The 12,891-nt window shown below is 71.7% G+C and carries 14 protein-coding genes; 6 read left to right on the top strand and 8 right to left on the bottom strand.

The window, feature by feature from the left end:
* Positions 1 to 103 precede the first annotated feature (103 nt).
* A complete protein-coding gene (locus ACFYNU_RS36875; protein ID WP_388768548.1) occupies positions 104 to 769 on the top strand; it encodes a chitinase in 666 nt (221 codons plus the stop codon).
* Between the two features lie 73 nt (positions 770 to 842).
* Here the strand turns inward: ACFYNU_RS36875 and ACFYNU_RS36870 are convergent, their stop codons facing one another.
* Together ACFYNU_RS36870 and ACFYNU_RS36865 are read right to left on the bottom strand one after the other, a co-directional pair.
* Positions 843 to 1,667, bottom strand: coding sequence for an NAD(P)H-dependent oxidoreductase (locus ACFYNU_RS36870; RefSeq protein WP_356588957.1), 825 nt, complete (start codon positions 1,665 to 1,667; stop codon positions 843 to 845).
* Positions 1,668 to 1,721: 54 nt separating this feature from the next.
* Positions 1,722 to 2,678, bottom strand: coding sequence for an AraC family transcriptional regulator (locus ACFYNU_RS36865; protein WP_356588955.1), 957 nt, complete (start codon positions 2,676 to 2,678; stop codon positions 1,722 to 1,724).
* Positions 2,679 to 2,759: 81 nt separating this feature from the next.
* On the opposite strand from ACFYNU_RS36865, the gene ACFYNU_RS36860 reads away from it, so the two are divergent.
* Positions 2,760 to 3,653, top strand: a complete 894-nt coding sequence (locus tag ACFYNU_RS36860) for an NAD(P)H-binding protein (RefSeq protein ID WP_356588953.1) — start codon at positions 2,760 to 2,762, stop codon at positions 3,651 to 3,653.
* Positions 3,654 to 3,669: 16 nt separating this feature from the next.
* Here the strand turns inward: ACFYNU_RS36860 and ACFYNU_RS36855 are convergent, their stop codons facing one another.
* Positions 3,670 to 4,080: a DUF3592 domain-containing protein gene (locus tag ACFYNU_RS36855; RefSeq protein WP_356588951.1), complete on the bottom strand. Its 411-nt coding sequence runs from the start codon at positions 4,078 to 4,080 to the stop codon at positions 3,670 to 3,672.
* A gap of 237 nt (positions 4,081 to 4,317) precedes the next feature.
* Here ACFYNU_RS36855 and ACFYNU_RS36850 point away from each other — a divergent pair, with 237 nt between their 5' ends.
* A complete protein-coding gene (locus ACFYNU_RS36850) occupies positions 4,318 to 5,109 on the top strand; it encodes an ABC transporter ATP-binding protein (RefSeq protein WP_388768543.1) in 792 nt (263 codons plus the stop codon).
* 3 nt (positions 5,110 to 5,112) lie between these two features.
* On the top strand, positions 5,113 to 6,450 hold the full coding sequence (locus tag ACFYNU_RS36845) for an FtsX-like permease family protein (protein WP_356585404.1): 1,338 nt from the start codon (positions 5,113 to 5,115) through the stop codon (positions 6,448 to 6,450).
* A gap of 107 nt (positions 6,451 to 6,557) precedes the next feature.
* Here ACFYNU_RS36845 and ACFYNU_RS36840 read toward each other — a convergent pair whose 3' ends face one another.
* On the bottom strand, positions 6,558 to 6,878 hold the full coding sequence (locus ACFYNU_RS36840) for a hypothetical protein (protein WP_356585403.1): 321 nt from the start codon (positions 6,876 to 6,878) through the stop codon (positions 6,558 to 6,560).
* A 101-nt stretch (positions 6,879 to 6,979) separates the two neighbouring features.
* On the opposite strand from ACFYNU_RS36840, the gene ACFYNU_RS36835 reads away from it, so the two are divergent.
* Positions 6,980 to 7,747: a hypothetical protein gene (locus tag ACFYNU_RS36835; RefSeq protein WP_356585402.1), complete on the top strand. Its 768-nt coding sequence runs from the start codon at positions 6,980 to 6,982 to the stop codon at positions 7,745 to 7,747.
* A 124-nt stretch (positions 7,748 to 7,871) separates the two neighbouring features.
* On the opposite strand, the gene ACFYNU_RS36830 is transcribed toward ACFYNU_RS36835, so the two are convergent.
* Entirely contained in the window at positions 7,872 to 8,333 is a 462-nt protein-coding gene (locus ACFYNU_RS36830) for a DUF5954 family protein (protein WP_023536543.1), read from the bottom strand.
* 93 nt (positions 8,334 to 8,426) lie between these two features.
* Positions 8,427 to 9,278, bottom strand: coding sequence for an NmrA family transcriptional regulator (locus tag ACFYNU_RS36825; RefSeq protein WP_356585401.1), 852 nt, complete (start codon positions 9,276 to 9,278; stop codon positions 8,427 to 8,429).
* Between the two features lie 229 nt (positions 9,279 to 9,507).
* Here ACFYNU_RS36825 and ACFYNU_RS36820 point away from each other — a divergent pair, with 229 nt between their 5' ends.
* Entirely contained in the window at positions 9,508 to 9,888 is a 381-nt protein-coding gene (locus tag ACFYNU_RS36820) for a nuclear transport factor 2 family protein (RefSeq protein WP_356585400.1), read from the top strand.
* 2 nt (positions 9,889 to 9,890) lie between these two features.
* Here ACFYNU_RS36820 and ACFYNU_RS36815 read toward each other — a convergent pair whose 3' ends face one another.
* Both ACFYNU_RS36815 and ACFYNU_RS36810 read right to left on the bottom strand, forming a co-directional pair.
* Positions 9,891 to 11,378, bottom strand: coding sequence for a UDP-N-acetylmuramoyl-L-alanyl-D-glutamate--2,6-diaminopimelate ligase (locus ACFYNU_RS36815; RefSeq protein ID WP_356585399.1), 1,488 nt, complete (start codon positions 11,376 to 11,378; stop codon positions 9,891 to 9,893).
* Between the two features lie 458 nt (positions 11,379 to 11,836).
* The gene (locus ACFYNU_RS36810) at positions 11,837 to 12,832 is read right to left on the bottom strand and encodes a DUF2510 domain-containing protein (protein ID WP_356585398.1); all 996 of its coding nucleotides are present in this window, start codon (positions 12,830 to 12,832) and stop codon (positions 11,837 to 11,839) included.
* Between the last annotated feature and the right edge of the window lie 59 nt (positions 12,833 to 12,891).

Genomic DNA, 12,891 nt, shown 5'->3' with positions numbered 1-12,891 from the left:
CGCCACCGCAGGCACCGCCACCGCGGGCACCGCCACCGCGGGCACCGCCGGAGCGAGTGACAACCAGAGCGCCCGCGCGCCCGCGTCGGCCGCCGCTCTCTCCCTGACGTCGCTCGCTCCTCTCTCGTCCGCCGCCGAGAAGGGCGCCGCCGACTTCATCGTCAGCGAGTCGCAGTTCAACCAGATGTTCCCGAACAAGAATCCGTTCTACACCTACGGCGGGCTGAACGCCGCGCTGAGCGCCTATCCGGGATTCACCGGGACGGGCAGTGACACCGTACGCAAGCAGGAAGCCGCCGCTTTCCTGGCCAACGTCAGTCACGAGACCGGTGGACTTGTCCATGTGGTCGAGCAGAACACCGCCAACTACCCGCATTACTGCGATGCTTCGCAGCCCTACGGCTGCCCGGCGGGCACCGACAAGTATTACGGGCGCGGGCCGATCCAGCTGAGCTGGAACTTCAACTACAAGGCGGCGGGGGACGCGTTGGGCATCGATCTGCTCAACAATCCCGACCTCGTGCAGAACGATTCCGCCGTCGCGTGGAAGACCGGCCTCTGGTACTGGAACACCCAGAGCGGTCCCGGCACCATGACGCCGCACAACGCCATGGTCAACGGCGCCGGTTTCGGTGAGACCATCCGCAGCATCAACGGCAGTATCGAGTGCAACGGCGGAAACCCCGCCCAGGTGCAGAGCCGAATTGACAAGTACACCCAATTCACCGGAATCCTCGGTGTGGAGCCGGGCGGCAATCTCAGCTGCTGACGCGGCCCTTCGGGACGCGGACGAGGGGTGGCACCGTCGATGACGGCGGTGCCACCCCTCGTCGCCGTCCGTGTCAGCGGTCGGCCTCGTCGTCGCCGCCGGTGCGCTCGCACCGCTCGTCCAGGCCGCCGCCGGCGTAGTGGATATGGATACCCTCCTCGCCCGGTGCCCGGTCGGGGCGCAGGACCAGATGCTCGTCGTAGTCGCCGCCGTTCTGGCTCCGGTACGGGATCGGCTCCGTGTCCGGAATCGTCAGCAGCCGCTGCCGCAGCTGCCCCACGGCCGCCTTGTAATCGGCCTCGGACAGCTTGACCGCTCCGTTGACGACGAGCGGCGGCACCACGGTCATGCCCGGATACCAGAGCGTGCCGTGCAGCAGCGGGAACAGCACCTCGTTGATGTCGCCGTGGATGCCACGCGGTCCGGTCGTCGCCGCGTTGGCGCCGACCGTCGTCAGCACCAGGGCACGCCTGCCGACGAGTCCGCCGCTGCCGTACCGCTGCGCCCGGCCGGTCCCGGGGTCGAGCACGCCCTGGGCGAAGCCCTGGATGAACAGCCGGTCGAACCAGCCTTTGAGGATCGCCGGTGGTCCGAACCACCAGAGCGGGAACTGCACGACGAGGGTGTCCGACCACAGGAGCTTCTCCTGCTCCCCGCGGATGTCCTCGCTGAGCGTGCCGTTCTCCAGCGCGTACTGCGACTCCTCAAGGACGTCGAGCCGCTCGTCGGGGTCGTGGTGGAAGTCGCCGTGGCCCACGACCGGATTCCACTCCATGGCGTACAGGTCCGACTCGACCACCTCGTGCCCGTGTTCACGGAGCACGGCGATCCCCTCGTCGCGCAGCGCGCCGTTCAGCGAGCGCGGATCGGGATGGGCGTACAGCCAGAGCACCCGCACGGCCGACCACCTGCCTTTCCTCGGTACGACGACAGTGCTGATCGATCTTCCAGACTACTGGTGCCCCGCCGACGCCTCCGGGCCCCCGGACGCGGCGCCGGCTCCGACGCCAGCACCGGCGCCGGCCCGGTGCTCACTGGGCGAGACATGCCGCAGCCGTTTGAACGCGACGCTCAGCGCGAAGGTGTTGGCGTAGCCGACCTTCCGGGCGATGGCGCCCACGGTGTCGTCGGTGCCGCGCAACAGGTCGGCCGCCAGCGAGATGCGCCAGTTGGTCAGATACGTCATCGGCGGCTCGCCCACCCGCGCGGTGAAGCGACGGGCCAGCGCGGCGCGTGAGACCCCCGACTCGGCCGCCAGCTTCGCCACCGTCCACGGATCGGCCGTACGGTCGTGGAGCAGCCGCAGCGCGTGGCCGACCACCGGGTCGTCCCCCGCGCGGTACCAGAGCGGCGCCGGTGTCCCCGGCCGGTCGAACCAGCCGCGGAGCGTGGAGATCAGCAGCAGGTCCAGCATCCGGTCCAGGACGGCCTGTCGGCCGGGGCTGTCACGGGCGATCTCGGCGGCCACGAGCGCGAGCATCGGCGACCCGCAGTCGGCGTCCGGGACGACCAGGACGGGCGGGAGCGCGCGGAGCAGCCGTTCGCTGACGCCGCCCTCGTTCTCGTACGCGCCGCTGAGCAGCACCGTCGCGCCGTCGTCGGCGGGGACGGCGACCGGATCGCCGGCGCCGCAGTAGGCGGCCCGGTCGATCACGGCGCGCGGCGGGGTGCCGGGGTCGTCCGCGACGGTGTACGGCGCCGAGCCCCGGATCAGCGCGATGTCCCCGGCCCGTACGAGCACCGCGTCGCCCTCGGCGGGGACGAGCCACGCCTGGCCGCGCAGGACCGTGGCGAGCGTGAGCGGCGCGCCGGAGGCGAACCGCAGCGACCACGGCACGGCCATCACCGTGACGCCGAGGACGGCGCCGCGCGCCCGTACCCCGTCGAGCAGGTCCGTCAGCACATCCATGGCGGTCAGCGTAGACGCCGAGACATCGAAGTGAGCCCGACAGCCATGGATCGTCTCGATCGGGACGGCTTGACTGGGGCCATGAGCGACACGAAGCGAGACGAACTGATTCTGGTGGTGGGCGGCACGGGTACGACCGGCGGCCGGGTGGTGGCCCGGCTGCGCGGGCGCGGCTTCGCCGTCCGGGTGGCGTCGCGGGGCGGTGAGCCGCGCTTCGACTGGACGGACCGGACGACCTGGGACGCCGTCCTGGCGGGGGTGACGGCCGTGTACGTCGTGCCGTTCGACGGGCGGTCGCTGACGCGGCCCTTCGTCGAACGCGCGGTGGCGCGCGGTGTGGAGAGGATCGTGCTGCTGTCGGGGCGCGGTGTGGATGTGCCGGGGTACGCCGGGGAGGCGAGCACGGCGGGCCCGACGCATATCGACGGCGAGGCGGCGGTGCGCGCGCTGGGCACCGGGAGCCGTGCCGGGGGCGGCACCGCGTGGACGATCGTGCGGCCGTCGTGGTTCGCGCAGAACTTCAGCGAGGGCTTCTTCCTGGACGCGGTCCTCACCGGTGAACTCCGGCTGCCGGCCGGCGACGGCGCGGCCTCCTTCGTCGACGCCGACGACATCGCGGCCGTCGCCGTGGCCGCACTCACCGAGGACGGCCACGACGGGCGGACGTACGAACTGTCGGGGCCCCGTGCGCTGACGATCGCCGAGGCGCTCGCCGAGATCTCGGCGGCGACCGGGCGCGAGATCCGTTATGCGCCGTTGTCGCCCGAGGAGTTCATGGCCGAGCTGAGGGACCAGGGCCTGTCCGCCGCCGAGGCCGCGGACTACGCGGAGTCGTTGTCCCCACTGCGGCGGGGGCTGGACAGCCATGTCTCCGACGGTGTGCGGCGGGTGCTCGGCCGGGAGCCCCGGGACTTCCACGAGTTCGTGAAGTCGGCGGCGGAGCGGGGGTTCTGGCGTACGCGCGAGAGCGGCTGAGGGCGGGTCCGGGCCGTCAGACGGCCAGTTGGAGGGCCACGGAGAGCCCGCCCGCCATGAACGCGGTGCCGACCAGCATGAACACCACCTGCACACCGTGCCCGTACCCCTCGATCCGCATCCGTTCGGGGCGCCGCGGATCGTAGCGGAGCCGGACCGTGGTGCCGGGCCGGAACCGGCCCACCCAGGACCGCCCGTACGTCGACTCCACCTCCATACGGCGGCCGTCGTCGGTGGTCCAGCCGATCACGGGGCGGTGGATCCGACCCCCTTGCCCGTTGTGCGTCGTCTCCAGTCGGACGATCCGGCCGGAGGCGCGCACCCCGTCGCGCCACAGGGCGAGGGACCGCCAGAGACCGACGCATCCGATGCCGAAGACCACGGCGCCGACGACGGCGAACCCGAGGGGGAACAACCAGCCAGGCACAGAACACACTCCCTCTCGGCGCCGCTCGTGGCCGCCGGTCAACTTCGGTACAGGTCGATGCGGGTGGCGGAGGCGGCCGGTCGCCTCCGCCGGGACACGGGGCGGCAGTTGGGCTCCGGCGGTAGGGGTGTACCCAGCAACACCCCAGACCTGGGTCGTACGCCCAATGTGCCCCCCTGCGATCGTGCGTAACTTCTTATCTGTGGCACAGAGAGTGTCCCAGGGGGAGGAACGATCATGTTTCGTCGTAAGAGCAGGACCGGACCGGCCAGGAGCGAGGAAGCTCTGCGGCTGGCTCAGGTCACCAAGGTCTACGGGACGGCCGAGAGTGCCGTCACCGCTCTCGACGGCGTGTCACTGAGTCTCTCCGCCGGCACGTTCACCGCGGTCATGGGGCCCTCGGGCTCGGGCAAGTCGACGCTGCTCCAGTGCGCGGCGGGCCTGGACCGGCCCGACAGCGGACAGGTCATGGTCGACGGCGAGGAGATGACCGGCGGCAGCGAGGCCGCGCTGACGAAGTTCCGCCGCCGGCGGATCGGCTTCATCTTCCAGCAGTACAACCTCCTGCCCACCCTCACCGTCGCGCAGAACACCGTGCTGCCCCTCAAGCTCGCCGGCCGCCGCATCGACAAGGACCGCGCCCGGGAGATCCTCACCCAGGTCGGCCTCGGCGACCGCCTCGGCCACCGCCCCGACCAGCTCTCCGGCGGCCAGCAGCAACGCGTCGCCATCGCCCGCGCACTCGTCACCGAACCGGCCGTCGTCTTCGCCGACGAACCCACCGGCGCCCTCGACATCCGCAGCGCCCGCGACGTCCTGCGCCTGCTCCAGGAGACCGTACGGGTCCACGGCCGCACCGTCGTCATGGTCACCCACGACCCCGTCGCCGCCTCCTACGCCGACTCCGTCGTCTTCCTCGCCGACGGCCGCCTCGCCGGCCAGATCGACCACCCCACCGTCGACGCCGTCGCCGAACGCCTCGCCCACCTCGGCGACACCGTCGAACACGACACCACGGCGGGGGTGTAAGCGATGTTCTCGCTCGCCATCCGCTCCGTCGCCCATCGCCCGGGGCGGCTCATCGCCACCCTTCTGTCGGCCTTCCTCGGCTCCGTCATCATCATGGCGTTCAACTCCATGCACGACACCGCGGCCGGCGAGAACATCGACGGCCGCAGCGGAGACACGCTCACCATCGCGGCGAGTGTGGTCGGCGGTTACGGCACGCTCCTCGTCTTCTTCGCCATCGCCTCCACGCTCACCGTCAACGTCCGCCAGCGCGGTGAGGAGATCTCCCTCCTGCGCAGGACCGGGGCGACGCCCGCCCAGATCAAGCTGATGATCGTCGTCGAGGCGGGTGTCGTGGCCGTCGTCGGCATGCTGCTGGCGATCGTGCCGGCGAGGATCGGCGGCGAGCAACTGCTCGACATCTTCAAGGAGACCGACCAGGTCGCCGAGGGTGTCGACTACGTCTTCGGCCCGATCGCCCTCGCCGCCGGCGTGAGCGTCGGTCTGATCGCCTCCGTCGGCGCCTCGTTCCTCGCGGTCCGCCGGGCCACCAAGGCTGCGGCGGGCGGCCCCGAGTCGCGGGGCCGGGGACGGAACATCGGCGGGCTGATCGCCTTCGTCGTGGGCGTCGGCGGCATCGGCGCCACCTTCTCGTTCAAGAAGACGGACGCCGCTCTGATGGCCGCGCCCGCCTACGGCGCGATCCTGATCTCCGTGGGGTTCGCGGTCTTCTCGCCGGTCCTGCTGAGGTTCCTGCTCGGCAAGCTGGCGGGCCCGATCACGGCGGTGACCGGTGCGAGCGGCTATCTGACCGTCCACAACATGCGTCAGCGCGCCAACCAGCTCTCCAGCGTGCTCATGCCGCTGATCCTCTTCGTCGGCATGGCCTCGGTCACGCTCTACATGCAGTCCATCCAGAACGACGCGCTGGACGCCTCGGGCGTCGTCCGGTCCGTCGACGACAAGAGCATCGAGACGCTGAACTTCGTGGTCGTCGGGATCATCGTGGTCTTCTCCTGCATCATGCTGATCAACACGCTGTACGCGGCGACCACCTACCGCACCAGGGAGTTCGGCCAGCAGCGCCTCGCCGGGGCCACCCCGGGCCAGGTGCTCGGCATGGTCGCCGTCGAGTCACTGGTCCTGACCGTGACCGGCGTCTTCTTCGGTACGGTCGCGGCCCTGGCCGGAGCCGTCCCGTTCAGCCTCGTCCGGGTCGACGCCGTCCTGCCCGGTCAGGGACCGGGGATCTGGCTGGCCATCGTGGGGATCGGCGCGGCGGCGACGATCGTCACCAGCGTGGCCACCGCCCGTCGGGCCCTGCGTACCCCCGCTGTTGAGGCGGTGGCACTGGCCGCCTGAGTCAACCCCCCGCTCGGGCGCGGAGATGTCACCGGCTCACGCCGCTCAGGGCAGTCGCAGCCAGCGACTGCCCTGAGCGGCGCGCACGGCTGCCCGCGGACACGGACTCAGGCCGACTCGGGACCGTTGATCTTCTCGATGGCCTGCCTGGCGTGTTCGCCCGGGGTGCGGCCCGCGAGCGAGGACACCGGGGCCGGTGGCGCCCCGACCGGCCGGCCGGGTTCCTGCGGGGGCTTCGCGTGGCTGGCCGAGCGGCTGCGCAGCCGGTGGCTGACCGCCTCGTCGAGACTCACGGGGCGCTGCATCTGGTGCGCCAGCCGGCCGGCCTCCTGACCGAGCGCGGCGACGTCCTCCCACTGGAGACGGACGACAAGACGCAGCTCGGCCTCCCCGTCCGGGAGGGCTTGCAGATTGATGTACTCGTTCATGGGCCGGTCTCCTCGACATCGCGGGGGCGAAGGTGCACACAGGGATACGGGCCTCTCCCCCGGCATGTTCAGGAGACCGCCCCCGGTACGCTGACGCACCTATGCACCGCTTCCCCCACTCCGGCCCCGCACGGCGCGGCCGGTCCGTCGTCCTCGCCGCGATGGCCGTCGTGACGGTCATCGCGGGGACCGCGGGCTGTGCGTCCCAGACCGGGGCACGGGACGGCGGCCCGGCGCCCAGTCTGTCGCCGGCGGTCAGCTCCGCGCCGCTGTGGCCCGACTACGCGCCGGCGGACGGGGAGACCGGGAAGCACGCCCTCCGGCGGTATCGGCCGGTCGACGACGTCACTGTGCCCAGCGGCGGCCTCAAGGAGCTGTCGGTGCGGCGGTTGCTGACGAAGGACCCCAATGTGCCGGACTTCGTGCGGGCCGCCCTGGCGAGCTGCCCCGGCGCCGAGTGCGGTCTGCGCGACCCCGTCTACAAGGACCTGACGTCCGACGGCCTCGACGAGCTGGTGGTGGCGCTGGACGAACCTGCCGCCGGGCTGACACTCATCCAGGTCTACCGGGCGTCGGGAGGGACCGTGCGCCCGGTGCTGATCGACTTCGGGCCGGTCGGGCTCACCGGCGAGACCTTCGGCACGGATCTGATCCTCACCTCGGTGAGCCGGACCGGCCGGATCACCACGCGCTACCGGTGGAACGGTGAGGTGATGACCGTCGAGAACCCGTGGAGCAGGTCGGACGACGCCCCGCAGGCGGCCGACCCGCTGGCTCCCGAGAAGCCGGTGCCGCAGGACGCCTCGCCCGTCCCCCGACAGCGCACCGGCCCCGGCGCCGGCCCGGACGCCGGGCGGCCGACACCGTGACGCGGCCGGGCGACGGCGGTTGAACCCCCACCCGGCCGGACCTTTTTTGACGGTACGTCAGAAGCGCGCCGGCCCGCCCCACCCCCGTTCAGGGGGCGGGACGGCGCACACCGTCCCGTACGCGTCAGTCACCGGCCCCGGGCCGCTCGTCCAGCTCGTCGGGGAACTCCCGGTCGCCCGCCTGCGGCGGCTGCGGGCCGTGGCTCGTCATGATGACCGTCTGCTCGACCCGTACCATCCGGAACACGTCCTCCGCGATGATCACCTGGTCCTCACCCCGTTCCACCGCGTCGGCGGCCCGGCCGAACCGGCCGGCGAACTCCCCCGCGTGCGCGCCCCGCGCGCGCAGGACCGCGCCAAGATCGAGCCGGGCCTCCTCCTCGAAAGGCACGGCCGGGAACAACTGCCGCCAGCCGCCCTCCTCATGGATCATGGCGGCGTAGGCGGTGTAGTGGGACACGGACATCCGCTCCCAGTCGGGACCGTCCACCCGGAACTCCTCGCGGAGTTCCTCCTCACGCTTCCCGACCTCCAGCAGCCGCCGGGCCGCCGCGTCGTCGAATCCGTCATCTGCGTTCGCGTCCATCCCCCCAGCGTGCCGCACGGCGCGGCACCGGGCGCGGGGATTCAGCTATGTGCCGAGGTCCGGGTGACCGGCGCCGGGGCCGGTGTGCCGGGGTCAGGGCCGCCACACGTCGGTACGCGCGACGTCCGCGACGTACTCGGTGAAGTCCCGGGCCTTACGGCCCAGGGCCTCCTCGACACCGTTCACGACATGCGCGTTGCGCCCGTCGTTGATCAGCTCGAAGAGGTCGGCGAAGTCCGCCGGCGCGCCGACCGAGACGAGGAAGTCCCGGTAGTCCTCCAGCGCGACCGGTGTGTAGGTGATCCCGCGGCCGGTGGCCTTGGACAGCTCGGCGGCGATCTCGGCGAAGCCGAGCAGCCGGGGTCCGGAGAGTTCGTACGTCCTGCCGATGTGACGGTCGTCGGTCAGCGCCGCGACGGCGACGTCCGCGACGTCGTCCACGTCGACGAAGGGCTCGACCGCGTCACCGGTCGGCAGAGCCAGCTCGCCGGCGAGCACGGGCTCCAGGAAGAAGCCCTCGTCGAAGTTCTGGCTGAACCAGCTGGCCCGGACGACGGTCACGTCCGCGCCGCTGCTCCACACCTTGCCCTCGGAGATCCGTGCGCCCTCCTCGCCCCGCCCGGAGAGCAGCACCAGCCGGCGCGCGCCCTTGGCCACGGCCCGCTCGGCGAACGCCCCGACGGCCTCGGCGGCGCCGGGGAAGGCGAGGTCCGGGTAGTAGCAGAGGTAGACGGCTCCGACGCCTTCCAGCGCGGCGTCCCAGGTGTCGGGCTCCTCCCACACGAAGGGGATCTCGCCGCCGCGCGAGCCGACGCGTACCGGCAGTCCGCGCTCGGTGAGCCGCGCCGCCACGCGCCGTCCCGTCTTGCCCGTACCGCCGGTGACCAGGGTCGACCGCCCCGCCGCCGCCCGCGTGTTCTCGGTGTTGTGCGTGTTCTGTGTCATGCCTTCAGTCAAGTACGGGGCGGGCCCGCCGGACATGGTCACGAAGCTCACCCGCATAAGCGTGCGTCTACCTCGCCCCGGTGACTTCTGTGTGCGTTCGCCTTCCGGGACTCCCCCGATACTCCCCGCGCAGTAGTGCCGGGCCATCCGACGAGTGGATGCGCCCCGGGCCGTACCGGGTGGAGTCTGAGCGACGACGGAAGACACGTCGGAGACGGGGAGGAAGAACATGGACAGCGAGCTGGCCGAGTTCGCGCGGCGGTGGGAGAAGGCCGAACTCGGGGGTGACGTCGACACGTTGGACCGGCTGCTCACGGACGACTTCCGCGGGGTCGGTCCCCGCGGATTCGTCCTCGACAAGGAGCGGTGGCTGGAGCGCTACGCCTCGGGCGATCTCATCCATGACGCCTTCGACTGGACGGAGGTGGAGGTACGCCGGCACGGCGAGGCGGCGATGGCCGTCGGTCTGCAGAGCCAGCGGAGCGTCTTCGACGGCCGGGACGCCGACGGACGCTTCCGCGTGACCCAGTTCCTGGTCAGGGACCAGGACGGGGGCGGGTGGCGGCTCGTCGGCATCCATCTGAGCGCCCTGGCCGAACCGCTGCCCTGAGATCAGCCCTGTACGGCGGCCAGTTCGCGTACGGTCGCCATGTCGCTGAAGGGGATCAGCGTGTCCCCCACCGTCTGGTAGGGCTCGCTGCCCTTCCCGGCGATCAGGACGATGTCGTTCGCGCCCGCCGCCGCCAGGGCGAACCCGATGGCCTCGCGGCGGTCGGCGTACCGCTCGAAGCGGGTGCCGGTGGCGGCCAGACCGGGCGTGATCTGGTCGAGGATCGCCTCGGGGTCCTCGTGCCGGGGGTTGTCCGAGGTGAGGACGCACAGGTCGGAGTGGGTGCCGGCGATCTCGCCCATCCGCGCGCGCTTGGTGACGTCACGTTCGCCGCCGCAGCCGAACACGGTGACGACCTGCCCGGTGGCGAAGTCGCGGATGGTGCTCAGCACCTTGTCGAGCGAGTCCGGGGAGTGCGCGTAGTCCACGATGACCGATGTGCCGCGCGGGGTCTCGAAGCGCTCGAAGCGCCCGGGGATGGGGGGCATCCGGTCGAGCGCGGTGACGAGCCCGCGCAGGTCGTGCCCCAGGAGGTGGCAGGCGGCGACGGTGGCGAGGGCGTTGGCCACGGAGAACCGGCCGGGCACGGGGATCGCCGCCGGGTACTTGCGGCCCTCGTGGTGCAGCGTGAAGCGCGTACCGAAGGCGTCCATCGTGAGGTCGGTGGCCCGGTAGTCGGCGTCGGTGTCCAGCGCGTACGTGGTCACCGCGCCGGGCATGAGCGCGCCGATCCGGGCGCCCACCGGGTCGTCCGCGTTCACCACGGCGCGTCGGCAGAGCCCTTGGAACAACCGGAGTTTGGCGTCCCGGTAGTTCGCCATGGTGCCGTGGTCGTCCAGATGGTCCTGGGTGAGGTTGGTGAAGACGCCGACGTCGATGTACGTGTGGTCGACGCGGTGCGTCAACAGCCCCATGGACGTGGCCTCCAGGACGACGGTGCTCGCGTCACGGTCGCGCATGACACCGAGCAGATACTGGAGATCGGGCGACTCCGGGGTGGTGAGCACCGACCGGGGCATGGGGATCAGTTCGTCCCCGATGCGGCTGCCCGCCGTACCGATGACACCGACCACGGTCTGTTCGGCGCGCCGCAGCAGCGACTCGACCATGTACGACACCGACGTCTTGCCGTTGGTCCCGGTGATGGCGACGACGTCCATCGCGAGGCCGGGGTCACCGTGGTAGCGGGCGGCGACCACCGCGGCGGCGGTACGGGTGTCCGGGACCCGTACGACGCAGACGGCCGGGTCCGACGCGCCGGTCACCGGCGGCTCGGGGCTCGCCGCGTCGACGAGTACGGCCACGGCGCCGCGCGCGAGCGCGGGTCCGACGGATTCCGGGCCGCCCCCGTGATGGCCGGGAACGGCGACGAACAGCGATCCGGGCGACACCCGGTGGGCGTCGAAGCAGGGTCCGGCGGTGATGACCGTCTCGGGATCGCCCCGCAGAATCTCGTGGTCGTGCCCGGCGAGCAGGTCGCTCAGCTTCACAGGGGATCCTCTCGAAGGGACGGCTCGGCCGCCGTGCGGCGGGCTCCGTGGAGACGCCGACGGCACGCCTGAGGCGTCGCGGGGGTGGAGCGCGGGGGGTGCGGGTGCGGAGGCTCTGCACGAGAGTGCGGGCGACAGGAGAGCGCCCGGAGAGGTCCTCATCGGGCGCCGGAAAGGCCGGGAACGGCGGCGAAGTTGCTAGCCGTGGCCGTGCAGGGCGTGGCACAGCGCGCACGAGGCCTGTCGCAGGCCCTCCGTCGCAGCGTGTGTATGACCCATGAGTGGAGTGTACGTCCGGTGGCGCCGTCCCGACTCCACCGTTCCGCCGCGAAGATGCCGGGAAGATGCCGGCAGGGGGCGGGGCCGGGGGTGCGGCCGGGACACACGGGAACGCCCACGGCCGGTGGCCGTGGGCGTTTCCGTACGTGGCTTCGACGCGCGGGCGGGTGGTCCCGTTCTCAGACCTTCTCGCCGGTTCCGCCGCCACCGCCGGCGGCGACCTTGATGCCGCCGGTGATCTCGTCCATCACGGGCAGCTTGGGTGCCTTGTCGTTGATGTCGAACCCGGAGCGCACGATGATCAGCATCTCCTGTGCGCCGGGGGCGGGTGACGGAAAGGCGAGCGACTGCACGTACCCGTCGTCGCCCTTGCCGGTGACGACCTTCCACCGGACGAGATAGCCCTTCTTGCCGGCGACGGTGACCGCCTCGGACTTCAACTCCTCGTGGGAGGAGATCTCTCCGTAGCTCTCGCCGCCGTAGGACTCCTCGGCGTTCTTCTTGATGTCCGCCTCGGCCGCCGCCTTCGCGGTGGTGGCCTTGATCTCCAGCGCGACGGCCGGGACGGAGTTCACCCCGCCGCGTACGCAGGACTCCTCCGGGTTGCCGGGGCACGGGTGTTCCCCGGTGCTCACTCCCGCGCCGACGGGGCCCGACTGTCCGCTCCAGCCCTTCGGCACCGGGATGCTGATGCCGCTGGCCATGTCGGTGGCGTAGCCGTCCTCGGTCGGGATCTCCTGCTCCGGCCCGCCGCTGCCGCCCTCGCCGCCGCCGTCGGGGGCCTCGGGGCCGCCGGGCGGCTGCGAGCCGTCGGGTGCCGGCCGTTCCCGGCCGGGCGCGCTGGGCGCTCCCGACGGGGTCGTGCTCGCCTTGTCCGCCGTGTCGTCCCCGTCGTCGCCGAGGAGGAAGAAGCCGCCGACGACGGCCAGCACCACCACGCCCGCCGTGACGGCGAGGGCGACGCGCTTGCCGCGCCCGCCGGTTCCCGGGGGCGGCGCCGACGGGTAGGGCGGGATGCCGGGCGCACCCGGTCCGGAGGGCGCGCTCCAGACCGGCGCCGAGTCGGAGCGGACCATGTCGGTCCAGGCCGATCCGTCCCACCACCGTTCCTGGGGCGGGCCTTCACCGTCATGTCCTGGGTCCGGATACCAGCCGGGCGGAGTCGTCTGCGTCACGTACTCACCATAGGCATATGGTCCGACAAAGCTGGTGAGAGGCCCATGAGAAATCGGCG

This window comes from Streptomyces sp. NPDC006643 (assembly GCF_042870175.1).
Classification (GTDB): domain Bacteria; phylum Actinomycetota; class Actinomycetes; order Streptomycetales; family Streptomycetaceae; genus Streptomyces.
Note: the sequence above shows the minus strand (reverse complement) of the source record. Positions and strands in the feature narration are given on the sequence as shown.